Source organism: Microbacterium saccharophilum, assembly GCF_007992455.1.
Lineage (GTDB): Bacteria > Actinomycetota > Actinomycetes > Actinomycetales > Microbacteriaceae > Microbacterium > Microbacterium saccharophilum.
In genome coordinates, this window is record NZ_BKAH01000007.1 from 111,838 (window position 1) to 134,170 (window position 22,333).

Sequence of the window (22,333 nt, forward strand, 5' to 3'; positions counted from 1 at the left end):
GAGGCCCATCGAATCGCGCCGCGGACCCGCGCGGCGGACCGGACCCGGTTCGGGGGTGGAGGCGGTGTCAGTCGGCGACTGGGGAGGAGCCGGTGCGGGCGACGTTCAGCACGATGATCGTGATGTTGTCGCGGCCGCCGTTCTCCAGCGCCGCCTCGAGCATGGCATCGACGGCGTCGCCCGGATCGGCGTGCTGCAGCAGGAAGTGCAGGATGCCGTAGTCGGTGAGCTCCTTCGTCAGCCCGTCACTGCAGATGACGAAGCGGTCGCCGTCGACGACCTCGAGCCGGACGTAGTCCGGTACGACTCCGTCGCTCGGGCCCACGGCGCGCGTGATGACGTTGCCGTAGGGGTGGTTCTCCGCCTCTTCGGGGCTCAGCCGGCCCGAGGCGATGAGCTCCTGGACGACGGAATGGTCGGTCGTGACCTGCGCGAGGCTGTCGTCCCGGAAGAGGTAGACGCGCGAGTCGCCGATGTTGAAGGTGACCCAGGTCGGCTCGGCGTCGGTGGCGTCGAGGTAGACCCCGGTGACCGTCGTGCCGGTGCCGTCGTCGGTCGCCTCAGGGTGCGACGAGATGTCGGCGACGGCGCGGGAGAGCGCCTTCTCGATCGTCTTCGGGGTGACAGGTCCCTTGGCGACGACGCCGGCGAGGCGTTCGACAGTGCTCGAGCTGGCGATCTCGCCGCCGATGTGCCCGCCCATGCCGTCGGCGACGGCGAACAGCGGGTAGCGGGCCAGCACGGCGTCCTGATTGCCGTCACGCCGGCGGCCCTTGTGGGTCACGTCGGCCCACGTGAGCTCGAGCGAACCGTCCGGAAGGGGAACGGTGTGCGACTCGGTCGCAGGTTCGGGCACGCTGACACCCTTTTCTTGGTCGACGGATCGCGTCCTCACACTCTAGTGGACGCCGCGCATGGCGGCCCGCCGCCGCTCGACGGCATCCGGGGATTGCCGTGGTGTCCGCGGGAGCCGCACGCGACGGAACCCCCGACCACGCGGATCGGGGGTTCCGTGACCAGGTCGATCAGACCCGCGGCGGTGCCGGCGGCTCATCGGCCGGCGGCTCGGCTGCCGGCGGCTCGGCTGCCGGCGGCTCGGCTGCCGGCGGCTGCGCTGCGGGAGGCGGCGTCACGTCACCGGCGGGCGGCGGCGGCTGATATCCCGCGGGCGGGGCCGGAGGCGGCTGATACCCGGCCGGCGGTGCCGGCGGCGCCTGGTACCCCGCGGGCGGCGGCGGCGGGGTGTAGCCGGCCGGCGGAGCGGGCGGCGTGTACCCGGCCGGCGGAGCGGACGGGTAGCCTCCGGGACCGCCCGGTGCCGCGTAGCCGCCGGCCGGCGCCTGGGCGGGAACGCCCGGCCACACCGTCTGGTCGCGGAGGAACGCGTTCGACGCCCACGGCGCCGGCGCGATCGCGGTGTTCCACCGCGACTTGTCGAAGGCCAGGATGCCGAGCCACACGGGGGCGAGGAGGATGTACAGGACGACCCAGACGGACTCCTTCTGCAGCTTCAGCCCGACCCGCCACGCCGCGAGGGCGAGGACGAGGTAGCTCGCGATGGAGATCAGCTGCCCGACGACCGGCAGCCAGCTGAGGAAGATCGACGCGCCGATGGCGATGAGGATGAGCCACGGGCTCAGGTCGCCCAGCTTCGAGAACACCATGTAGTTGTAGATGGGCACCCATGCGCGCCACTTCCCCTGTACGCCCGCCTTGTCGAAGATCTTCATGAGGAAGAAGGAGGTGATCACGTACAGCGCCACGGCGAAGACGAAGAAGAGGAAGCCGAGCGCGAGTACGGCTGCGATACCCGGACCGTCGTTGTAGTCCATGTCGTCCCTTTCAGAACGTGCGGCATCGCCGCCCGAGGAATCCGGGCGATCGCCCGGTTGGCTCACATCGTAGCGATGCGCGTGGCCGCGAGGGGGAAACTGCGCCACACCTCGCCCCGGCGTGCCGCGGTCGATAGCCTGGCCAGAGCACAGCCGAAGGGACGCCATGACCGACATCAACGATCCGACCCCTCCCCCGCCGCCGAGCGTTCCCGCCGCGGAGGCGGCACGCGCGGCCGCGCGGGACGATGCGACGGGGACGGCGCAACCGGCCTACGACCCGGCCATCGACCCGGACGACACGGGCGTTCCCCAGGCTGCGCCGGGCGCCGACCTCGCTGCGACGGGGCGCGGGTTCCTGAGGTCGCTGTTCGATGTGTCGTTCTCCACGTTCATCACGCGCCGCCTCGCGAGCGCCTTCTATGTCGTGGGGCTCGTCGCCATCGGCATCGCGTTCATCGTGTACTTCGTCGGCGGCCTGGTCTCCGGCATCGGCGCGCTGTGGTGGAACCCGGGCGCGGGCATCTCGCTCATCGTCGCGACGCTCATCGTCGTGCCGATCGCGGCGTTCCTCGCCGTCGTCGTGCTGCGTTTCATCATCGAGGCGGTCGTGGCGCTCATCGCCATCGCGGAGAACACGCAGCAGACCGCGGAGAACACCGAGCGCGGCTGAGCGCCCTCAGACCACGAGCTCCAGTTCGCCCGGGGCCCCGGGCCGCAGCGTCCACCCGGCATCTCCCGCCCAGCGCAGCAGGGCGTCGCGCGTGGACACCCGCGGACGGGCGAGGGCGAGCGCGCGGGTGAACGCGCCTTTGGCGTGCTTGTTGAAGTGGTTGAGCGCCCGGACGGCCCCGTCCGGACCGGCGGTCACGACGCGGACGTAGGCGGAGGCAACTCCCGGCGGGACGGGGCCCAGGGCGGCGTAGGCCTCGGAGCGCATGTCGAGGACGAAGCGCGGGCCGGCCTCCGCGAGGGCGGCCGAGACGGGTTCGGCCCACACCCGGCGCAGCGGCCCGACGCCGGGAAGAGCGGCCCCCGCGGCGAGCCGGTACGCGGGGATGGGGTCGAGCGCCGCGACGGGACCGAACGGCGCGGAGTGGATCAGCACATGGTCGCCCAGCCACCGCCGCGCCGCGGCCGGCAGCGACGCGGCATCCAGCGCGTCGAAGAGCACGCCGGTGTACCGGTCGACCGCGGGCATCGTCGCAGCGGTCCGCAGCTCCGCGTTGACGCCGATCTCGCCGCGCCGGCGGTCGGACAGCTTGAGGATGCGCGCGGCGGCATCGGGATCGGCGCTCAGCGCCACGAGGGCATCGACGACCCGTCGGCGCGGGCCGGTCAGCGCGGGCAGGGCGAGGGACGCGGGATCGAAGGATGCGCCGGCACCACCGGGGCGCTTGGTCTCGGACGGGGGAAGGAGGATCAGCATGGGCGGGAACGACGACGCCGCCCGGCGGACCGGGCGGCGTCGTTCGTGCGTGTCAGGCCTGCAGGGCCGCGTGACCGGCGACGATCGTGAGGACGTCGCCTTCCATCGAGAGGAAGCCGTCGTGCGCGGTCGCGACCACCTTGGCACCGTCGGTCTGCGTGATGCGGACCTGGCCTTCGGCGAGGATCGCGAGCACCGGCTCGTGACCGGTCATGAAACCGATCTCGCCCTCGACGGTCTTGGCGACGACGAGGCTCGCCTCGCCGTGCCAGACCTCCTCCTCCGCGGAGACGAGGGTGACGGTCAGCGCCATGTCAGTTGTTCTCCTTCTGGATCTGCGCCCACTTCTCTTCGACGTCGGAGATGCCGCCGACGTTGAAGAACGCCTGCTCGGCGACGTGGTCGAAGTCACCCTTGACGATGGCGTCGAACGACTCGATGGTCTCCTTGATCGGGACCGTGGAGCCCTCGACACCGGTGAACTTCTTCGCCATGTAGGTGTTCTGGGAGAGGAACTGCTGGATGCGGCGGGCGCGCGAGACGACGACCTTGTCCTCCTCGGACAGCTCGTCGACACCGAGGATCGCGATGATCTCCTGCAGCTCCTTGTTCTTCTGCAGGATCTGCTTCACGGCGGTGGCGACGCGGTAGTGGTCGGCGCCGATGTAGCGCGGGTCCAGGATGCGGCTCGTCGAGGTCAGCGGGTCGACGGCCGGGTAGAGGCCCTTCGACGCGATCTCACGGGAGAGCTCGGTGGTGGCATCCAGGTGCGCGAACGTCGTCGCGGGGGCCGGGTCGGTGTAGTCGTCGGCGGGGACGTAGATCGCCTGCAGCGAGGTGATCGAGTGACCGCGCGTGGAGGTGATGCGCTCCTGGAGCACACCCATCTCGTCGGCGAGGTTCGGCTGGTACCCCACGGCGGAGGGCATGCGGCCCAGCAGCGTGGAGACCTCGGAGCCGGCCTGCGTGAAGCGGAAGATGTTGTCGATGAACAGCAGCACGTCCTGCTTCTGCACGTCGCGGAAGTACTCCGCCATCGTCAGGGCCGACAGGGCGACGCGCAGACGCGTCCCCGGCGGCTCGTCCATCTGGCCGAAGACGAGGGCCGTCTTGTCGAAGACGCCCGCCTCCTCCATCTCGTGGATCAGGTCGTTGCCCTCACGGGTGCGCTCGCCGACACCGGCGAACACCGACACACCGCCGTGGTCCTGCGCGACGCGCTGGATCATCTCCTGGATGAGGACCGTCTTGCCGACGCCGGCGCCGCCGAAGAGGCCGATCTTGCCGCCGAGGACGTAGGGCGTGAGGAGGTCGATGACCTTGATGCCGGTCTCGAACATCTGGGTCTTCGACTCGAGCTGGTCGAAGTTCGGCGCCTGGCGGTGGATGCCCCAGCGCTCGGTGACCTCGATGGTCTCGCCGGGCGCGCCGTTGAGGACGTCACCGGTCACGTTGAAGACCTTGCCCTTGGTGACATCGCCGACGGGGACCGTGATGGGCCCGCCGGTGTCGCGCACTTCCTGCCCGCGGACCATGCCGTCGGTGGGCTTGAGGGAGATGGCGCGCACGAGGTCGTCGCCGAGGTGCTGGGCGACCTCGAGCGTGATCTCGGTCTGCTCCTGGCCGATCGTGATCGTCGTCTTCAGAGCGTTGTAGATGTCGGGGATCGAGTCGTGCGGGAACTCGATGTCGACGACGGGGCCGGTGACGCGCGCAACGCGACCGACGACCGTGGTCTCGGCGGCTTCGGCAGTGACGGTGGTCATTGTCTGTCTCTTTCGGTTGGTCTTACTTGCCCGACGCCAGAGCGTCGGCGCCGCCGACGATCTCGGCGATCTGCTGCGTGATCTCCGCCTGGCGCGCGTTGTTGCGCAGGCGCGTGTAATCGGTGATGAGCTTGTCCGCGTTGTCGCTGGCCGACTTCATGGCCTTCTGCGTCGCCGCGTGCTTGGCCGCCGAGGACTGCAGGAGCGCGTTGAACACGCGGCTCTGCACGTACACCGGCAGGAGTGCGTCCAGCACGGTCTCCGGGCTCGGCTCGAACTCGTACAGCGGGTACACCTGGTTCGTGGCGGACTCCGCCTCGTCGGCCTCGACGACCTCGAGCGGAAGCAGGCGCACCGTCTCGGGCGACTGCGTCATCATGCTGACGAACCGGTTGTACACGAGGTGGATCTCGTCCACGCCCCCCTCGTCGCCGCCCAGGTCGTAGGCACCCAGCAGGGCGCCGGCGATCTGCTCGGCCGTGTTGAAGTGCGGCGTGTCGGTGTCGCCGACCCACTCACCGGCGGACGCGATGCGGCGGAACTGGAAGAAGCCCACCGCCTTGCGACCGACGAGGTAGTAGTCGACCTCCTTGCCCTGCGAGCGGAGGAGCTCCGCCAGCTGCAGGCCTTCGCGGAGGATCTGCGAGTTGAACGCACCGGCAAGGCCCCGGTCGGATGCGAAGATCACGACCGCCGATCGGCGGATGACCTCGCGCTCCGTCGTGAGCGGATGCTGGACGTTGGAGTGCGTCGCCACGGCGGAGACGGCCCGCGTCACGGCACGCGCGAAGGGAGAGGACGCGCGAACGCGCGCCATCGCCTTCTGGATGCGCGAAGCCGCGATGAGTTCCATCGCCTTCGTGATCTTCTTGGTCGTCTGAGCAGAAGAGATCTTCTGCTTGTAGACCCGGAGTTGAGCGCCCATGGGTTCTGTGTCTCAGCAGCGTCGCGGCTCAGCCGCGGCGGCCCTTGACGATCTTCTCCTGGTTCACGTCTTCCTCGTGAGCGGCGGCGACCTCTTCGTGACCCGGCTTGTTGATGGCCTGGCCCTTGCCGCCCTGGAACTCCAGGATGAAATCGTCGGTGACCTTGGTCAGCTCGGCGACGGTGTCGTCGTCGAGGACGTTCGTCTCGCGCAGCCGGTCCAGGACCGTCGTGTTGCGCTTGAGGTGGTCGAGCAGATCGCGCTCGAACCGCAGGACGTCCTCGACCTCGATCGTGTCGAGCTTGCCGTTGGTGCCGGCCCAGATCGAGACGACCTGCTCCTCGACGGGGTACGGATCGTACTGCGGCTGCTTGAGCAGCTCGGTGAGGCGAGCACCGCGCGCCAGCTGGCGCCGCGAGGCGGCATCCAGGTCGGAGGCGAACATCGCGAACGCCTCGAGCGAGCGGTACTGGGCCAGTTCGAGCTTGAGCGTGCCGGAGACCTTCTTGATCGACTTGACCTGGGCGTCACCGCCGACGCGGGACACCGAGATGCCCACGTCGACCGCGGGACGCTGGTTCGCGTTGAACAGGTCGGACTGCAGGAAGATCTGGCCGTCGGTGATCGAGATGACGTTCGTCGGGATGTAGGCCGACACGTCGTTGGCCTTCGTCTCGATGATCGGCAGACCGGTCATGGAGCCGGCGCCCAGCTCGTCGGACAGCTTCGCGCAGCGCTCGAGCAGACGCGAGTGCAGGTAGAAGACGTCGCCGGGGTACGCCTCGCGGCCCGGCGGGCGGCGGAGGAGCAGCGACACGGCACGGTAGGCCTCGGCCTGCTTCGACAGGTCGTCGAAGATGATGAGGACGTGCTTGCCGCCGTACATCCAGTGCTGGCCGATGGCCGAGCCGGTGTAGGGGGCGAGGTACTTGAAGCCGGCGGGGTCGGATGCGGGAGCCGCGACGATCGTCGTGTACTCCATGGCACCGGCGTCCTCGAGCGCGCCCTTGACGCCGGCGATCGTGGAGCCCTTCTGGCCGATCGCGACGTAGATGCAGCGCACCTGCTTGTTCACGTCGCCGGAGTCCCAGTTGGCCTTCTGGTTGATGATCGTGTCGATCGCGATCGCGGTCTTGCCGGTCTGGCGGTCGCCGATGATGAGCTGACGCTGGCCGCGGCCGACGGGGATCATGGCGTCGATCGCCTTGATGCCGGTCTGCATGGGCTCGTGGACGCTCTTGCGCTGCATGACGCCGGGCGCCTGCAGCTCGAGGGCGCGGCGCCCCTCCGAGGCGACCTCGCCGAGTCCGTCGATCGGGTTGCCGAGCGGGTCGACGACGCGACCCAGGTAGCCGTCGCCGACGGGGACCGAGAGGACCTCGCCCGTGCGGGTGACCTTCTGGCCGGCCTGGACGCCGGAGAAGTCGCCGAGGACGACGACGCCGATCTCGTGCTCGTCGAGGTTCAGCGCGAGACCCTCCACGCCGTTGTCGAACCGGACGAGCTCGTTCGCCATGACGCCGGGCAGACCCTCGACGTGGGCGATGCCGTCGGCCGCGTCGACGACGGTGCCGACTTCGGTCGCCGCGGCCCCGGTGGGCTCGTAGGCGGCGACGAAGTCTTTCAGCGCGTCACGGATGACGTCGGGGCTGATGGACAGTTCTGCCATGGTCTTCCTTCTTGTGCAATGTCTGTGTCGCAGAGCCGGGCCCTGCCGTGTCCGCCCCCGGTGGGGCGGGAAGTGTCAGCCCGCGAGCTTCTGACGCAGGTCGTTGAGGCGGGAGGAGACGGTGGCGTCGATCACGTCGTCGCCGATCTCGATGCGGAGGCCGCCGACGACCGTGGGGTCGACGACGACGTTCAGCGAGACCTCGGCGTCGTACCGCTGGCCGAGGGTGCGCTCCAGGCGCGTGCGCTGGGCGTCGCTGAGCGGCGCCGCCGTGTACACGGTTGCCACGGTGCGTCCGCGCTGGTCCGCGACGAGGCGGAGCGCGTGGGTCAGCAGCGAGCGCACGCGACGCTCGCGCGGCTGCTGGACCAGCGACGAGGCGATCAGGGTGGTCGCGCTGCTGGCACGGCCCTTCAGGATCGACTCCACGAGGGCGCCCTTGGCGTCCGCTCCACCCAGCCGGCTGCCGAGCGCGAGTTCGAGCTCGGCGTTGCCGGCGATGGCGCGGATGAGCTCGAACAGCTCACCGTCGACGTCGGCGGCCGCGTCGGCGATCGCCGCCGCGCGGATCGCGAGATCCTCGATGCCCGTGATGAGGTCGTCCTCGGACGACCACCGCTCGGCGACGACGGTCTGCAGCAGCGACACGGTCGTCGGCTGGAAGCCGGCGAACACGTCTGCGACCACGTTGATCCGCGCCCCGGCGGGAGCCGTCGAGTCGAAGAGCGCGCCGCTCAGCTGCGACGTCCCGCCGAGCGCGCGCGCCGCGGCGAACAGCTCGTGGGCGACGCCCAGGTCGACACCGCCGACGGCATCCAGTGCCGCGGTCGAGGCCGCCTGAGCCTGAGTGGTCGCGCTGCCCATCAGTTCGTCGCCTTCTCGGAGGCTTCGAGGTCGGCGAGGAAGCGGTCGACGACGGCCTGGGCCTTCGCGTCGTCGGAGAGGGTCTCCCCGATGACGCCGCCGGCAAGGTCGAGCGCGAGCGTGCCGACCTCGCTGCGCAGCGAGACCAGCGCCGACTGGCGCTCCGCCTCGATCTGCGTGTGCGCGGCGGCGCTGAGGCGCGCGGCCTCGGCGGACGCGGTCTCCTTGGCCTCGGTGACGATCTTCTTGCCGTCCTCACGGGCGGCGTCGCGGATCTCACCGGCTTCCTTGCGCGCCTCGGCGAGCTGCGAGGTGTACTCCTCGAGCGCGGCCTCGGCCTTGCGCTGGGCTTCGTCGGCCTTCGCGATGTTGCCCTCGATGGCCTCGGCGCGCTGGTCGAGCAGCGCCTTCATCTTCGGAAGGGCCACCTTCCAGAAGACGAAGAGGATGACGACGAAGCAGACCGCCGACCAGATGATGTCGTACCACGCCGGGATGAGAGGGTTGTGCGCAGTGGCAGCCTCTTCCGCCGCATACGCGACAAGAGCGTTCAGCATCCTGTCTCCTTAAGACTGGGAAAGCGCGATCAGTAGCCGAAGATGAAGGCGGTGGCGATGCCGATGAAGGCGAGCGCCTCGGTGAAGGCGATGCCGATCCACATCAGGACCTGCAGGCGGCCGGCCAGCTCGGGCTGACGGGCGACGCCCTCGATCGTCTTGCCGACGACGATGCCCACGCCGATGGCGGGGCCGATGGCGGCGAGGCCGTAGCCGACCGTCGCGATGGAACCGGAGACCTCGGCGAGAACCGTAGTTGCGTCCACGGGGGTGTTTCCTTTCAGTTGGGTGGGTGGGCGTGTGCCCGCCCGCTCAGTGCTCTTCTGCCACCGCGAGCTGGATGTAGACCGCGGTGAGGATGGTGAAGACGTAGGCCTGGAGGGCAGCCACCAGGAGTTCGAACAGGGTGAAGATGAAGCCGAACGCGAGGGAGCCTGCGGCCAGCGCCGACCACCAGCCCCCGGCCGTGAAGAGGAAGAACTGGGTGGCGGCGAAGAACAGCACCAGCAGGAGGTGGCCGACCATCATGTTCATGAGGAGTCGGAGGGTCAGGGTGACCGGCCGGATGATGAACGTCGATATCAGCTCGATCGGCGTGACGATGATGTAGATCGGCCACGGGACGCCGGAGGGGAACAGCGCGTTCTTGAAGAAGTTCTTCGGGCTCTTCTTGATGCCGGCGTAGATGAACGTCACGTAGCTGACCACGGCCAGCAGCAGCGGCACGGCGATGATCGCGGTGCCGGCGATGTTCAGGAACGGGATGACGCCGGTCAGGTTCATGAACAGCGTCATGAAGAAGATCGTCGTGAGGATCGGCAGGAAGCGCTGCGCGTCCTTCTTCCCGAGGAGGTCCTCGGCGATGTTGACGCGGACGAAATCCAGGCCCATCTCGACGAGGCTCTGGAAGCGTCCCGGCACGATCGTCATGCGGCGCGTGCCGAGCAGGAAGATCACGACGATGGCGATCGTGGCGAGGAACTGGATCAGGTGGATCCGGTTGATCTCCAGCGCGCCGATCTGGAAGACGGCGTCCGGGAAGAACTCATCGATCGACGGTCCATGGAATCCGCCGTTGTCTTCGGCGGTGGTGGCGAACATGTTCGCAGCTTGAGTAAACAGCGCTGGCTCCAGCTTCGGGGCATCGGTGTCAGCCGAGGCGACGATGGTCGGTGAGCGTCACTGCGCAATCGCTCCGAAGAGCGGGCGGGCGCAGAAACAGCGTATCAGTCCCGCGGGGCGCCTCCGACCTCGGGGGCGGCCTCGCCGCCGTCCTCCCCCAGGTCGGCCGCGGTCGGCAGCGTCACGTCGCTGACGTGCGGAATGCGCATGCGCGTCATGACGACGACGTCGATCACGAGCGAGGCGACGACGCTGGCGATGAGGGCGACGAAGAACACCGGCGGGTTCAGCCACGGCTGCCCCCGCAGGACGACGAGGGCGACGATGAAGAGGATGAACTTGACCACCCACGCCCCCATCACGGTGCCGAAGAAGATGGGGATGTAGAGGGCGTCGCCGTACCAGCGGTTCGCGATCAGGATGCTGGCGCCGGTGAGGCCCAGGAAGACGGCGGCCAGGAGCACGGCGACGAGCGCGCTCCACAGCCCCTCGGTGCCGGCGACCGCGTACCCGGTGATCGCGCCGATCACGGCGAGGGCGCCGGTGGCGCCGGCGGACCACAGCAGGGTGGTGCGCAGGACCGGGGTGCTGGAGACGGTCGGACGAGTCATGGGGTGGGTTCCTGTCGGGCCGGGACGCGGCGCGGGGCGCGGGCGGGTGGGAGGGTGACGATGAGACACGCGGCGAGCCCGACGGCGAGGTAGGCGACCCCGGGCCAGTACAGCCCTGGCCAGTCGGCGGTCGTGCCGATGTACATCAGCAGCACCGCGAGGCTCACGACGAGCGTCCACGCGTAGAAGACGATGACGGCGTTGCGGTCGGTGTGCCCCATGTCGAGCATGCGGTGGTGGAGGTGCTTGCGGTCCGGGGAGAAGGGCGACTTCCCCTTCGCCATCCGGCGGATGACCGCCATCCCGAAATCGAGCAGCGGGAGGAGCACGATCACGACGGGAAGGAGGATCGGGATGAACGCCCCGAGCAGCTGGGAGCGGCCGAACACGTCGTTGTCGCCGAGCACGTCGGGGTCGAGGTCCCCCGTCACCACGATGGAGGCGGTCGCCATCAGCAGGCCCAGCATGAGCGCGCCCGAGTCGCCCATGAAGATCTTGCCCGGGTTCCAGTTCAGCGGGAGGAAGCCGAGGCAGACCCCGACGAGGACGACGGCGATGAACGGCGCGAGGCTGGAGTAGCTGTCGAAGCCCCGGTCGCGGGCGACGAGGTAGACGTAGACGAAGAACACGCCGTTGGCGATGAGGGCGACGCCGGCGACGAGCCCGTCCAGGCCGTCGATGAAGTTCACCGCGTTCATGACGATGACGATCGCGAACACCGACAGCAGGAAGCTCTGCCAGCTGGAGAAGAGCAGCTGACCGCCGATCGGGATGGCGAAGATCTGGATGCCGCCGAACCCGACGATGATGCCGGCGGCGAGGAACTGCGCGCCCAGCTTGATCATCCAGTCGAGGTCCCACAGGTCATCGGCGACGCCGATCACGACGATGAGCAGCGTCGCGCCGAGGATCGACCAGATGCGCGCCGGGTTCTGCCAGAGGATCGCGAAGTAGGGCACCTGCGACGACAGCGCGAAGGCGAACACCACCCCGAGGAACATCGCGACGCCGCCGAGCCGTGGTGTCGGGGTCTTGTGGACGTCGCGCTCGCGGATCGCCGGGTAGAGCTTGTATCGGAGGCTGACCCGCAGCACGACCCAGGTCAGCGCGAGCGTGACCGCCGCGGTCAGGATGAAGGTGAAGACGTAGTGCCTCACGCAGCGCCGCCGGCCTCGGCGGGGTCGTCCTCGAGCAGGTCGCCGAGGATGCCGCGAAGGGCGGCGCGGTCGACGGCACCGTCCCGGAGCACCCGGACGGGGCGGTGGGCGGGGCCGACGAGGCCGGTCGCGTCGATGATCGTGGATGCCACACCGGTCTGCGACGCTCCGCCGTCGAGGTACACCGCGACGCTCTCCCCCAGCATGTCGACGGCGGCATCGACCTCGATCGCGGCGGCCTTGCCCGTCAGGTTGGCGCTGGAGACGGCGAGCGGGCCGCACTCCTCGAGCAGTTCGAGGGCGATCGGCTCGGCGGGCATGCGGACGGCGACCGTGCCGTGCGTATCGCCGAGATCCCAGGAGAGGGACGGCTGCGCGGGGAGCACGATCGTGAGCCCCCCGGGCCAGAACGCCTCCACGAGGCGCTCGACCGGCTCGGGGACCTCGGCCACGAGGGCGCGCATCGTGGTGAGCCCTGCGACGAGGACGGGCGGCGGCGACTGGCGTCCCCGGCCCTTGGCCGCCAGAAGGCGCGCGACGGCAGAGGCGCTGAACGCGTCGGCTGCGACGCCGTAGACCGTGTCGGTCGGGAGGACGATGAGCTCGCCGCGGCCGATCGCCTGGCGCGCCTGGCGCATGCCGGCGAGCAGCTCGGCCTGGTCGCGGCAGTCGAACACGGGAGACATAACCGCACCATTCTAGAGGGGACGCGCCGCGCGCTTCCTGAGCGGGCCGCGGCCGGGTGCGAGGGGTCAGGCGCGCAGCGCGGTCGTCGCGCGGTCGCGCGTCGTGAGGTCGCGGTGGGTGGCGGCGGCCCGCCAGCCGTCGGCGGTCAGGAGGGCCCGGATCGGCTCGCCCTGCCATTCGCCGTGCTCGATGACCAGCATCCCGCCGGGGTGGAGGAGCCGGCGGGCGACGGAGGACAGGATGCGGACGACGTCGAGCCCGTCGGCTCCCCCGTAGAGCGCCGACGGCGGGTCCCAGAAGCGCACTTCGGGGTCGCGCGGGATCGCGGCATCCGGCACGTACGGCGGGTTCGAGACGACCACCGAGACGGTGCCGTCCAGCTCACCGAACGCGTCCGCGAGGTCGACGAAGGCGAGACGGGCGTTGGCTGCGCCGACGGCGGCGAAGTTCTCCTTCGCCCAGACGAACGCGTCCACGGCGTTCTCCGCCGCGTGCACGCGCGCATGCGGCACCTCGGTCGCGAGGGCCAGCGCGATCGCGCCCGATCCGGTGCCGAGGTCGACGGCGACCGGCTCCGGGCCGGCGGCCGCGCGCAGCGCGTCGATCGCGAGCTGGGCGACCATCTCGGTCTCCGGGCGCGGGACGAAGACCCCGGGACCGACGCGCAGCTCGAGGTGACGGAACGGGGCGAGGCCCGTCAGGTGCTGCAGCGGCTCGCGGGCCGCCCGCCGCGCGACGAGGTCGAGGAAGCGGTCCCGCCCCTCGGCGGGCACGTCGTCGCCGCGCATCGCGGCGGCGGCCAGCGCGCCACGGCTCAGCTGCCACACGTGCGCGGCGAGCAGCTCGGCGTCGGCGTCCGGGGTCGCGACGCCGGCGGCGGCGAGCGTCGCCGCGGCGGAGCGGATCAGCGCGGCGAGCCGTTCGGGGGCGGCCGGGCGCGGGGCGTCTGTGGAGCTCATGGGCGCGCACCAGCCTAGCCGCGGCCGCCGTCACATTCGGCCCGTCGGCCGGGCGGACGCGTAGGCTTGACCGACGGTCACCGCCCCGCGCGGGGACGACGCAGATACCCGCATGAAAGGCAGGCCATGTCCGGCATCCACCCCGACATCACGAGCGCGTTCGGCAACACCCCGCTGGTGCGACTCAACCGCGTCGCCGAGGGCCTCCCCGGCACGGTGCTCGCGAAGCTCGAGTTCTACAACCCCGCCTCCTCCGTCAAGGACCGCATCGGCATCGCGATCGTGGATGCCGCGGAGGCCTCCGGCGAGCTGAAGCCGGGCGGGACGATCGTCGAGGGCACGAGCGGCAACACCGGCATCGCCCTGGCGATGGTGGGCGCGGCGCGCGGCTACCGGATCATCCTCACGATGCCGTCCTCGATGTCGGTCGAGCGTCGCATGCTCCTGAAGGCGTACGGCGCCGAACTGGTCCTCACCGAGCCCGCACTGGGCATGAAGGGCGCGGTCGCGAAGGCCGAGGAGATCGCGGCGGAGACGCCCGGCGCCATCCTCGCCAAGCAGTTCGCGAACCAGGCCAACGTCGACGTGCACCGCCGCACCACCGCCGAGGAGATCATCCGCGACACCGACGGACAGGTCGGCTACTTCGTCGCCGGCATCGGCACCGGCGGCACCATCACCGGTGTCGGCCAGGTCCTGAAGGAGCGCGTGCCGGACGCGAAGATCGTCGCCGTCGAGCCCGCCGACTCGCCGCTGCTGACCACGGGCACGCCGGGTCCGCACAAGATCCAGGGCATCGGCCCCAACTTCATCCCGGCGATCCTCGACCAGACCGTCATCGACGAGGTGCAGGACGTCGCGTTCGATGACGCCATCCGCGTCGCGCGCGAGGTCGCGACGAAGGAGGGCATCCTCGTGGGGATCTCCTCCGGCGCGGCCGTCTGGGCGGCTCTGCAGGTCGCTGCGCGCCCCGAAGCCGAGGGCAAGAACGTCGTCGTCATCATCCCGTCCTTCGGTGAGCGGTACCTCTCCACCGCGCTGTACGAGCACCTGCGCGAAGACTGACGCGTGCCCGGCATCCATCCCGACATCACGACGGCTTTCGGGGAGACCCCGCTCGTCCGCCTCAACGCGCTGACGGAGGGCCTCCACGCGGAGGTCCTCGCGAAGCTCGAGTTCTACAATCCCGGCGCCAGTGTGAAGGACCGCCTCGGCTACGCCCTCGTGGAGGCCGCGGAGGCCTCCGGCGAGCTCGTGCCCGGCGGCACGATCGTCGAGTCCACGAGCGGCAACACCGGGATCGCCCTCGCGCTGATCGGCGCAGCGCGCGGCTACCGCGTCATCCTCACGATGCCCGCGTCGATGTCGAAGGAGCGCCGTGCGCTGCTGAAGGCGTACGGCGCGGAACTCGTCCTCACCGACCCCTACAAGGGGATGACGGAGGCCGTCGAGACCGCGCAGCGGATCGTCGCGGAGACGCCGGGGGCCGTGCTCGCGCGGCAGTTCGAGCACGAGGCGAACGCCGCGATCCACCGCGCCACGACGGCGGAGGAGATCTGGCGCGACACCGACGGGCGGGTGGACTGGTTCGTCGCGGGCTCCGGCACCGGCGGCACCGTCACCGGCGTCGGGCAGGTGCTCAAGGAGCGCAACCCCGACGTCAAGGTCGCCCTCGTCGAGCCGAAGGACTCCCCCGTCCTGACGGAGGGTCGCGCCGGCGGGCACCGCATCCAGGGCATCGGGCCGAACTTCGTCCCGGCCGTGCTGGACCGCTCCGTCGTCGACGAGATCTTCGACGTCGAGTTCGACGATGCGATCGAGGTGGCCCGGAGCCTCGCGACCCGCGAGGGGATCCTCGCGGGGATGTCGGCGGGCGCGGCCGTCCGGGCGGCCCTGCAGATCGCAGCCCGGCCGGAGTCGGCCGGACAGCGCATCGTCGTGATCGTCCCGGACTCGGGCGAACGGTACCTCTCGACGGCGCTGTACGCGCATCTGCGGGAAGAGGCGTCGTGACGCGGATCGGACTGCGCGCACGGGTCCGCGAGGACCTTGCGGCCGCGAAGCTGCGCGACCCCGCCGCCCGCGGCGGCCTGGAGATCGCGGTGCTGTACTCCGGCGTGCACGCCGTCTGGGCGTACCGCCTGTCGCACGCGCTGTGGGTGCGGGGTTTCCGCTTCCCCGCCCGCTTCGTGTCGCAGCTGGCCCGTTGGCTCACCGGCATCGAGATCCACCCGGGCGCCCGGATCGGGCGGCGCTTCTTCATCGACCACGGCATGGGCGTCGTCATCGGCGAGACCGCCGAGGTCGGCGACGACGTCATGCTCTACCACGGGGTCACCCTGGGCGGTCGGACGCGTGCCGCCGGCAAGCGGCATCCGACCCTCGAAGACGGCGTCGCGGTGGGTGCCGGCGCGAAGATCCTCGGCCCCGTGCGCATCGGTGCGCGCACGGTCGTCGGAGCGAACGCCGTCGTCACGAAGGACGCCCCGGCGGACTCCGTGCTCGTCGGCGTTCCCGCCAAGCCCCGGCACCGCGTCGCCGGCGACGACACCCGGGCGCTGCTGACGGCGCCCGAGTACTTCATCTAGCCCTCAACGGCGGATGCCGACAGGCGTTGTGCCTGCTCGGCTCAGGCGATCGGCCGGGCTCAGGCGGTTTCCGGCGGAATCAGCCTGACGTGGGCTGAATGCCTGACTCCGGGCGACGCGGCATCCGGAACTCATGCAGTCCGGATCTCTCCAGCACAGCGGATGCCGGCCGGCGGCGCGCTCAGCCGGCGCGGCGCTCGGCGACCTTCTTCTTGAACAGCAGCATCGGCAGCAGCAGGGTCGCGAGCGCCGTGACGATCCAGACGATCACGGGCGCCAGCACCCGGGCGAGCGCGCCGCTGATCGTGAGTCCCGCGCCGGGGATCAGCGCGACGACGACCAGCGCGACGAACGTCGAGAGGATGCCGATCCCGCCCAGGAGCACCGGGGCGTTGCGTTGCGCGACACGCGCGAGCCACGGCGCGAGGACGCTCTGCAGGACGGCGAAGATCACGATCGCGAGGACGAAGCCCCACCAGTCGCCCCAGTCGATGCGGAACCCATCCAGGATGAGGTCGGCCGCGATGAGGCCGATCGCCGCCGAGACGAGGAACACCAGCGCCCGCAGCAGGAACATGATCATGGCGCCGAGCGTAGCGGCCCCGGACGCACGTGGGGAGCGGCCTGCGCCGCCATGTCACGCTTCCTGCGGGTCGAATGCCGCCGACCCGCCCGTGCCGTGACATGCCACGAGCGGATGTCACAGAGGATGCCGGTGCGCTCGGCGATCACCCGCGGGAGGTGTGACACACCCCGGAGCGCGGGGCCCCTTCGGGCCGACACACTGCCCCCGGGCGCCGGCATCCGCCGCGTGGTGTCGGCGAGCGGTCAGGAATCCCCGCCGAGGGCGGCGAGCTGCGCCTCCTCGTCGGCGGCGATCGCCGACTGGACGATCGGCTCGAGCGCGCCGTCCATGACCTGATCGAGGTTGTACGCCTTGTATCCGGTGCGGTGATCCGCGATGCGGTTCTCCGGGAAGTTGTAGGTGCGGATGCGCTCGGACCGGTCCATCCCGCGGATCTGCGAGCGGCGGGCGTCGGATGCCGCGGCATCCAGCTCTTCCTGCTGCCTCGCCAGCAGCCGGGCGCGGAGCACGCGCATGCCGGCTTCGCGGTTCTGCAGCTGGCTCTTCTCGTTCTGCATCGACACGACGATGCCCGTGGGCACGTGCGTGATGCGCACCGCGGAGTCGGTCGTGTTGACGGACTGACCGCCCGGCCCGGACGAGCGGAAGACGTCGATCTTCAGATCGTTGGGGTCGATCTGGATCTCCTCCGGCTCATCTACCTCGGGGAAGACGAGCACGCCGGTCGTGGAGGTGTGGATGCGGCCCTGCGACTCCGTCGCCGGGACGCGCTGCACGCGGTGCACGCCGCCCTCGTACTTCAGGTGCGCCCAGACGCCCTGCGCCGGGTCGGTCGAGGAGCCCTTGATCGCGACCTGCACGTCCTTGTAGCCGCCCAGGTCGGACTCGTTGCGCTCCAGCAGCTCGGTCTTCCACCCCTTCGAGGCGGCGTACTGCAGGTACATGCGCAGGAGGTCCGCGGCGAACAGCGCCGATTCGGCGCCGCCCTCCCCCGCCTTGATCTCCATGATGACGTCGCGGGCGTCGTCGGGGTCGCGCGGGATCAGCAGCCGCCGCAGGCGTTCCTGCGCGTCGGAGACCGCCTCCTCGAGCGACGGGACCTCGGCGGCGAACGCCTCGTCGTCCTTGGCGAGCTCGCGCGCCGCCTCGAGGTCGTCGGCCGCCGCCGCCCATGCGTCATGGGCGGCGACGATCCGCGACAGCTCGGCGTAGCGCCGGTTGACGCGCTTGGCGCGCGCGGCGTCGGCGTGCACGGCCGGGTCGGAGAGTTCCTCCTGAACGGCCTTGTGCTCGGCGATCAGCCCTCGGACGGACTCGAACACGACGCCGCCGATCAGCGGATGCTGTTCTCGTGCCCGTGGCTCGAACCGCCGCCGTGGCCGTCACGAGCGGGCGTCGGAATCGACTTCTGCATCTGCACGAGGAACTCGACGTTGGACTGCGTCTCCTTGAGCTTGCCGAGCACGACCTCGAGCGCCTGCTGCGGGTCGAGTCCGGCGAGGGCACGACGGAGCTTCCAGGTGATCTTGACCTCATCGGCCGAGAGCAGCATCTCCTCCCGGCGGGTGCTCGACGCGTTGACGTCGACGGCCGGGAAGATGCGCTTGTCGGCGAGCTGGCGCGAGAGGCGCAGCTCGCTGTTGCCGGTGCCCTTGAACTCCTCGAAGATGACGTCGTCCATCTTGGAGCCGGTCTCGACGAGCGCCGTGGCGAGGATCGTGAGCGATCCGCCGTTCTCGATGTTGCGTGCCGCGCCGAAGAACCGCTTGGGCGGGTACAGCGCGGACGCGTCCACGCCGCCGGACAGCACGCGGCCGCTCGTCGGCGCCGAGACGTTGTAGGCACGGCCGAGACGCGTGATCGAGTCGAGCAGCACGACGACGTCGCGGCCGAGCTCCACGAGGCGCTTGGCTCGCTCGATGGCGAGCTCCGCGACGGTCGTGTGGTCCTCGGCGGGGCGGTCGAAGGTCGAGGCGATGACCTCGCCCTTGACGGTGCGCTGCATGTCGGTGACCTCTTCGGGCCGCTCGTCGACGAGCACGACCATGAGGTGGACCTCGGGGTTGTTCGTCGCGATCGCGTTCGCGATCTGCTGCAGGACGATCGTCTTGCCGGCCTTCGGCGGCGCGACGATGAGGCCGCGCTGGCCCTTGCCGATGGGGGCGACGAGGTCGATGATGCGCTGCGTCAGCTTCTCCGGGGCGGTCTCCAGGCGGAGGCGGTCCTGCGGGTACAGCGGGGTCAGGTTGCCGAACTCGACGCGACCGGCGGCGTCCTCGACGGACAGGCCGTTGACGGCGTCGACCTTGACGAGCGCGTTGTACTTCTGGCGGCTCGACTGCTCGCCCTCGCGCGGCTGCTTGATCGCGCCGACGACGGCGTCGCCCTTGCGCAGGTTGTACTTCTTGACCTGGCCGAGGGAGACGTACACATCGCTCGGACCGGGCAGGTAGCCGGTGGTGCGGACGAACGCGTAGTTGTCGAGGACGTCCAGGATGCCGGCGATCGGGATGAGGACGTCATCCTCGCCGATCTCGGTCTCGAACTCGTCGCCCGGGGTCTGCGTGCGGCGCTTGTTGCGCTGGCGGCCACGGCCCTGGCCCTGCTCGTCGTCGTTGTCGGCGGGGGCCGCCTTCTCCTCCGGCTGAGCGGCGGGCTGGCTGCCCGCGCCGTTCTGGCCGGCCTGGCCGTTCTCGGCCTTGGCGTTGCGGTTGCGGTTGCGGCTGCGCGAACGGCTGCGGCCGCGGCTGGGCGTCTCGCCGTCGCCCTGGGCGTCGTTGTCGCCCTGCGCGCCGTCGGTGTTCTCACCGTCGGTGCTGTCGGCCTGCGCGGTCTCGACGTGCGCGGCGGCGGTGTCGCCCTGCGCGCCGTCGGTGGCCGGCTCAGCCTGCGCGGCGTCGGTCGCGCCGGCGGCCTGCACGGCGGGCTCGGTGTCTCCGGCGGTGCTCTGCTCGGCGGCGGCGGTCTCGACCGGGGCCTCCGCTGCGGGGGCCTCCGCTGCCGGCGCGTCGTCGGCCGGCGCGTCGGCGGCGGGCGTCTCGGCGACGATGTCGCTGCTCTTCGCGCGGCGCGGCGCGCGCTTGCGCGGCGCCTTCTTGACGGGTGCTTCCTCTGCGGCGGGTGCCGCCTCGGCCGGCGTCTCGTCGGCGGGTGCCTGCTCGAGTGCCGGGGCGTCGGCGGCGGGCGCCTCGTCGGCGGCGGGCGCCTCGGTCGGCGCCTCCTCCGCGGCGGCGTCCTCGGCGGGGGCCGCGGCGGCCTCATCGGCGGGCGCCTGGGCGGCCTCAGCGGCAGGCGCGGCGGTGTCGGCCGCGGCGTCGAGGCCGGGCTGCTCGGCGTCGTTCAGCACGGGGGCGTCAGTGTTCTGGATCTCGGAGAGGGACTCCACGAGTACTCCTTCGTAAGGGGAAAGGTCCGAACCGCTCGGCATCCGGTCAGAGACAGGAGCCGACCCGACCCACATGAACGTCCGTAGCCGCAGAGGACAGCGGGCGCCGATCGGGGTTGCGCGGTGGTTCGCAGATTGCGACGGAGGTCAGATTCACGGGTGACCCGTGGAACCCTCCGTATGGTCCCTCACTGTACCACCCTTGACGTCGACGGCCAGCATGAGCGCCTCCCACGGAGTGTCCGACGCGGAGGCCGCGATCTCAGCCGCCGCAAGGCGCTGGCCGGGGCCGTCGGCGAGCACGAGGACACTGGGTCCGGCGCCGGAGACGACGGCGGCGAAGCCCTCGGCACGCAGGGTCCGGACGAGGGCGTCGGTGGGCGGCATCGCCTGCGCCCGGTAGGACTGGTGGAGCTTGTCCTCGGTCGCGGCGAGCAGCAGCTCGGGGCTCTGCGTGAGCGCCGCGATCAGCAGCGCCGAGCGCGAGACGTTGAAGACGGCGTCCTCGCGGGTCACCTGCAGCGGCGCCAGGCCACGGGCGACCGAGGTCGACATCGTGAAGTCCGGGACGAACACGACCGGTGAGACACCGCGGTGCACGAGCAGCTTCTTGTGCTGCGGGCCGTCGGCATCCAGCCAGGCGATCGTGAGGCCGCCGAACAGCGCCGGTGCGACGTTGTCGGGGTGCCCCTCGAGCTCCGTCGCGAGGCGCAGCAGCGTCGCGTCGTCGAGGTCGACGTCGCCCGCGAGCAGGCCCTTCGCCGCGAGCAGACCGGCGACGACGGCGGCACCGGAGGAGCCCATCCCCCGGCCGTGCGGGATCGTGTTGCGCGCGGACAGGTGGATGCCGGGCATCTCCCGGCCGCACGCGGCGAACGCGTACGCCATCGACCGCACGACGAGGTGCGAGGCGTCCGTGGGGACGTCCTCCGCCCCCTCGCCGGTCACGGTGATCTCCACGCCCGGTCCGTCGAGGGTCGTGACGGTGAGCTCGTCGTAGACGCTCAGGGCGAGCCCGAGCGTGTCGAACCCGGGGCCGAGGTTCGCGCTCGTGGCGGGAACCCGGACGGCGACGGCACGTCCGGCGTCCACCGGCCGCGAAGCGTTCATCCCGCCGCCTGGACGGGCGCCAGGTCCAGGACCGAGGCGACCTCGCTCGTCGTCGCATCCACGACGACGGGCTCGACGGACGAGCCGTCGGCGTTGCGGAGGGCCCACTGCGGGTCCTTCAGGCCATGACCGGTGACGGTCAGGACGACCTTGGCGCCGGCCGGGATGACGCCGGCCTCGGCGCGGTCCAGGAGCCCGGCGACGCTGATCGCCGAGGCGGGCTCGACGAAGATCCCGACCGTGGAGCTCAGGAGCTTCTGCGCCGCGAGGATGCGCTCGTCGTCGATCGCGCCGAACCAGCCCTGCGTCGCGTCGCGCGCCTCGAGGGCGAGCTCCCACGAGGCCGGGTTGCCGATGCGGATCGCGGAGGCGACCGTCTCGGGGTTCTTCACGACCTCGCCGCGCACGAGCGGCGCGGAACCCTCGGCCTGCAGGCCGAACATGCGTGGGACGCGCGTGGAGACGCCGCGGGCGACCTCCTCGCGGTAGCCGCGCGAGTAGGCGGTGTAGTTGCCGGCGTTGCCGACCGGGATGAAATGGAAGTCCGGGGCGTCACCGAGCTGCTCGACGACCTCGTACGCGGCGGTCTTCTGGCCCTCGATGCGGTCGGGGTTGACCGAGTTGACCAGGTGCACGGGGTAGTTGTCGGCGAGCTCGCGCGCGATCTCGAGGCAGTCGTCGAAATTGCCGCGGATCTGGATGAGCGTGCCGCCGTGCGCGACGGCCTGGCTGAGCTTGCCCATCGCGATCTTGCCCTCCGGCACGAGCACGGCGGCCGTGATGCCGGCGTGCGCCGCGTAGGCCGCTGCGGAGGCCGACGTGTTGCCGGTCGACGCGCAGATGACGGCCTTCGCGCCGTGCTCGACGGCGCGCGACAGGGCCACGGTCATGCCGCGGTCCTTGAAGGAGCCCGTGGGGTTCATGCCCTCGAACTTCACGTAGACGTCCGCGCCGGTCATCCGCGACAGCGACGCCGCGGGGATGAGCGGCGTGCCGCCCTCACCCAGCGTCACGACGGTGGAGGCGTCGGTCACGCCGAGCCGGTCGGCGTATTCGCGCATCACTCCGCGCCAGAGGTGTGCCATG

At 70.7% G+C, this 22,333-nt stretch carries 24 protein-coding genes; 4 read left to right on the forward strand and 20 right to left on the reverse strand.

What is annotated here, in order from left to right:
- Positions 1-67 precede the first annotated feature (67 nt).
- Both MSA03_RS08995 and MSA03_RS09000 read right to left on the reverse strand, forming a co-directional pair.
- Entirely contained in the window at positions 68-856 is a 789-nt protein-coding gene (locus tag MSA03_RS08995; protein WP_028496092.1) for a PP2C family protein-serine/threonine phosphatase, read from the reverse strand.
- 169 nt (positions 857-1,025) lie between these two features.
- Positions 1,026-1,832: a DUF5684 domain-containing protein gene (locus MSA03_RS09000; protein ID WP_174799862.1), complete on the reverse strand. Its 807-nt coding sequence runs from the start codon at positions 1,830-1,832 to the stop codon at positions 1,026-1,028.
- A gap of 166 nt (positions 1,833-1,998) precedes the next feature.
- Here MSA03_RS09000 and MSA03_RS09005 point away from each other — a divergent pair, with 166 nt between their 5' ends.
- Entirely contained in the window at positions 1,999-2,505 is a 507-nt protein-coding gene (locus MSA03_RS09005; protein WP_231478592.1) for a DUF4282 domain-containing protein, read from the forward strand.
- A gap of 6 nt (positions 2,506-2,511) precedes the next feature.
- Here MSA03_RS09005 and MSA03_RS09010 read toward each other — a convergent pair whose 3' ends face one another.
- The 13 genes from MSA03_RS09010 to prmC all read right to left on the reverse strand — a co-directional run bounded on the left by MSA03_RS09010 (position 2,512) and on the right by prmC (position 13,578).
- On the reverse strand, positions 2,512-3,261 hold the full coding sequence (locus MSA03_RS09010) for a YaaA family protein (RefSeq protein WP_147050592.1): 750 nt from the start codon (positions 3,259-3,261) through the stop codon (positions 2,512-2,514).
- A gap of 52 nt (positions 3,262-3,313) precedes the next feature.
- Positions 3,314-3,574 (reverse strand): F0F1 ATP synthase subunit epsilon, encoded by a 261-nt coding sequence (locus tag MSA03_RS09015; protein ID WP_028496095.1) that lies wholly within the window; start codon positions 3,572-3,574, stop codon positions 3,314-3,316.
- Position 3,575: 1 nt separating this feature from the next.
- Positions 3,576-5,027, reverse strand: a complete 1,452-nt coding sequence (atpD, locus tag MSA03_RS09020; protein WP_028496096.1) for a F0F1 ATP synthase subunit beta — start codon at positions 5,025-5,027, stop codon at positions 3,576-3,578.
- A 22-nt stretch (positions 5,028-5,049) separates the two neighbouring features.
- Positions 5,050-5,952, reverse strand: a complete 903-nt coding sequence (locus tag MSA03_RS09025) for a F0F1 ATP synthase subunit gamma (protein ID WP_028496097.1) — start codon at positions 5,950-5,952, stop codon at positions 5,050-5,052.
- Positions 5,953-5,980: 28 nt separating this feature from the next.
- A complete protein-coding gene (gene atpA, locus MSA03_RS09030; RefSeq protein WP_147050594.1) occupies positions 5,981-7,621 on the reverse strand; it encodes a F0F1 ATP synthase subunit alpha in 1,641 nt (546 codons plus the stop codon).
- Positions 7,622-7,696: 75 nt separating this feature from the next.
- Positions 7,697-8,485, reverse strand: coding sequence for a F0F1 ATP synthase subunit delta (locus tag MSA03_RS09035; RefSeq protein ID WP_147050597.1), 789 nt, complete (start codon positions 8,483-8,485; stop codon positions 7,697-7,699).
- Entirely contained in the window at positions 8,485-9,042 is a 558-nt protein-coding gene (locus tag MSA03_RS09040) for a F0F1 ATP synthase subunit B (protein ID WP_147050599.1), read from the reverse strand. The genes MSA03_RS09035 and MSA03_RS09040 overlap by 1 nt, the downstream gene beginning before the upstream one ends.
- A gap of 29 nt (positions 9,043-9,071) precedes the next feature.
- The gene (gene atpE, locus MSA03_RS09045; protein ID WP_028496101.1) at positions 9,072-9,308 is read right to left on the reverse strand and encodes an ATP synthase F0 subunit C; all 237 of its coding nucleotides are present in this window, start codon (positions 9,306-9,308) and stop codon (positions 9,072-9,074) included.
- A gap of 46 nt (positions 9,309-9,354) precedes the next feature.
- On the reverse strand, positions 9,355-10,143 hold the full coding sequence (gene atpB / locus MSA03_RS09050; protein ID WP_028496102.1) for a F0F1 ATP synthase subunit A: 789 nt from the start codon (positions 10,141-10,143) through the stop codon (positions 9,355-9,357).
- A 125-nt stretch (positions 10,144-10,268) separates the two neighbouring features.
- Positions 10,269-10,775, reverse strand: a complete 507-nt coding sequence (locus tag MSA03_RS09055; RefSeq protein WP_147050602.1) for a Cg1360 family ATP-synthase-associated protein — start codon at positions 10,773-10,775, stop codon at positions 10,269-10,271.
- Positions 10,772-11,932: an MraY family glycosyltransferase gene (locus tag MSA03_RS09060; RefSeq protein WP_147050604.1), complete on the reverse strand. Its 1,161-nt coding sequence runs from the start codon at positions 11,930-11,932 to the stop codon at positions 10,772-10,774. Before MSA03_RS09060 ends, MSA03_RS09055 begins: the two co-directional genes overlap by 4 nt.
- Positions 11,929-12,618, reverse strand: coding sequence for an L-threonylcarbamoyladenylate synthase (locus tag MSA03_RS09065; RefSeq protein ID WP_028496105.1), 690 nt, complete (start codon positions 12,616-12,618; stop codon positions 11,929-11,931). Before MSA03_RS09065 ends, MSA03_RS09060 begins: the two co-directional genes overlap by 4 nt.
- Before the next feature lie 66 nt (positions 12,619-12,684).
- A complete protein-coding gene (gene prmC, locus MSA03_RS09070; protein ID WP_147050607.1) occupies positions 12,685-13,578 on the reverse strand; it encodes a peptide chain release factor N(5)-glutamine methyltransferase in 894 nt (297 codons plus the stop codon).
- A gap of 126 nt (positions 13,579-13,704) precedes the next feature.
- Between prmC and cysK (MSA03_RS09075) the strand changes: the two genes are divergently transcribed.
- The 3 genes from cysK (MSA03_RS09075) to epsC are packed head-to-tail and all read left to right on the forward strand — an operon-like array spanning position 13,705 to position 16,166.
- Complete coding sequence (cysK, locus tag MSA03_RS09075) at positions 13,705-14,643, forward strand: cysteine synthase A (RefSeq protein WP_147050609.1); 939 nt, start codon at positions 13,705-13,707, stop codon at positions 14,641-14,643.
- A gap of 3 nt (positions 14,644-14,646) precedes the next feature.
- Complete coding sequence (cysK, locus tag MSA03_RS09080; RefSeq protein WP_147050611.1) at positions 14,647-15,591, forward strand: cysteine synthase A; 945 nt, start codon at positions 14,647-14,649, stop codon at positions 15,589-15,591.
- A gap of 5 nt (positions 15,592-15,596) precedes the next feature.
- A complete protein-coding gene (gene epsC, locus MSA03_RS09085; protein ID WP_174799872.1) occupies positions 15,597-16,166 on the forward strand; it encodes a serine O-acetyltransferase EpsC in 570 nt (189 codons plus the stop codon).
- Between the two features lie 181 nt (positions 16,167-16,347).
- Here the strand turns inward: epsC and MSA03_RS09090 are convergent, their stop codons facing one another.
- The 5 genes from MSA03_RS09090 to thrC form a co-directional block, all read right to left on the reverse strand.
- Positions 16,348-16,749, reverse strand: coding sequence for a phage holin family protein (locus tag MSA03_RS09090; protein ID WP_147050615.1), 402 nt, complete (start codon positions 16,747-16,749; stop codon positions 16,348-16,350).
- Positions 16,750-16,994: 245 nt separating this feature from the next.
- On the reverse strand, positions 16,995-18,074 hold the full coding sequence (gene prfA / locus MSA03_RS09095) for a peptide chain release factor 1 (RefSeq protein ID WP_147050617.1): 1,080 nt from the start codon (positions 18,072-18,074) through the stop codon (positions 16,995-16,997).
- An 11-nt stretch (positions 18,075-18,085) separates the two neighbouring features.
- Positions 18,086-20,137, reverse strand: a complete 2,052-nt coding sequence (rho, locus tag MSA03_RS09100) for a transcription termination factor Rho (RefSeq protein WP_371863092.1) — start codon at positions 20,135-20,137, stop codon at positions 18,086-18,088.
- Positions 20,138-20,290: 153 nt separating this feature from the next.
- Entirely contained in the window at positions 20,291-21,247 is a 957-nt protein-coding gene (gene thrB / locus MSA03_RS09105; protein ID WP_147050621.1) for a homoserine kinase, read from the reverse strand.
- Positions 21,244-22,332 carry a threonine synthase gene (thrC, locus tag MSA03_RS09110; protein WP_147050622.1) on the reverse strand — a complete coding sequence of 363 codons (1,089 nt, stop codon included), beginning with the start codon at positions 22,330-22,332 and terminating at the stop codon, positions 21,244-21,246. Before thrC ends, thrB begins: the two co-directional genes overlap by 4 nt.
- Position 22,333: the final 1 nt, after the last annotated feature.

Bases quoted from the DNA above. Each gene is read 5' to 3' on its own strand.
- cysK (WP_147050609.1), top strand. From the start codon at position 13,705: ATGTCCGGCATCCACCCCGACATCACGAGCGCGTTCGGCAACACCCCG.
- atpD (WP_028496096.1), bottom strand. From the start codon at position 5,027: ATGACCACCGTCACTGCCGAAGCCGCCGAGACCACGGTCGTCGGTCGC.
- MSA03_RS09000 (WP_174799862.1), bottom strand. From the start codon at position 1,832: ATGGACTACAACGACGGTCCGGGTATCGCAGCCGTACTCGCGCTCGGC.
- thrB (WP_147050621.1), bottom strand. From the start codon at position 21,247: ATGAACGCTTCGCGGCCGGTGGACGCCGGACGTGCCGTCGCCGTCCGG.
- MSA03_RS09040 (WP_147050599.1), bottom strand. From the start codon at position 9,042: ATGCTGAACGCTCTTGTCGCGTATGCGGCGGAAGAGGCTGCCACTGCG.
- MSA03_RS09015 (WP_028496095.1), bottom strand. From the start codon at position 3,574: ATGGCGCTGACCGTCACCCTCGTCTCCGCGGAGGAGGAGGTCTGGCAC.
- MSA03_RS09055 (WP_147050602.1), bottom strand. From the start codon at position 10,775: ATGACTCGTCCGACCGTCTCCAGCACCCCGGTCCTGCGCACCACCCTG.
- MSA03_RS09065 (WP_028496105.1), bottom strand. From the start codon at position 12,618: ATGTCTCCCGTGTTCGACTGCCGCGACCAGGCCGAGCTGCTCGCCGGC.
- MSA03_RS09005 (WP_231478592.1), top strand. From the start codon at position 1,999: ATGACCGACATCAACGATCCGACCCCTCCCCCGCCGCCGAGCGTTCCC.
- MSA03_RS09035 (WP_147050597.1), bottom strand. From the start codon at position 8,485: ATGGGCAGCGCGACCACTCAGGCTCAGGCGGCCTCGACCGCGGCACTG.
- thrC (WP_147050622.1), bottom strand. From the start codon at position 22,332: ATGGCACACCTCTGGCGCGGAGTGATGCGCGAATACGCCGACCGGCTC.
- MSA03_RS09010 (WP_147050592.1), bottom strand. From the start codon at position 3,261: ATGCTGATCCTCCTTCCCCCGTCCGAGACCAAGCGCCCCGGTGGTGCC.
- MSA03_RS09025 (WP_028496097.1), bottom strand. From the start codon at position 5,952: ATGGGCGCTCAACTCCGGGTCTACAAGCAGAAGATCTCTTCTGCTCAG.
- atpA (WP_147050594.1), bottom strand. From the start codon at position 7,621: ATGGCAGAACTGTCCATCAGCCCCGACGTCATCCGTGACGCGCTGAAA.
- MSA03_RS09090 (WP_147050615.1), bottom strand. From the start codon at position 16,749: ATGATCATGTTCCTGCTGCGGGCGCTGGTGTTCCTCGTCTCGGCGGCG.
- atpB (WP_028496102.1), bottom strand. From the start codon at position 10,143: ATGTTCGCCACCACCGCCGAAGACAACGGCGGATTCCATGGACCGTCG.
- prmC (WP_147050607.1), bottom strand. From the start codon at position 13,578: ATGAGCTCCACAGACGCCCCGCGCCCGGCCGCCCCCGAACGGCTCGCC.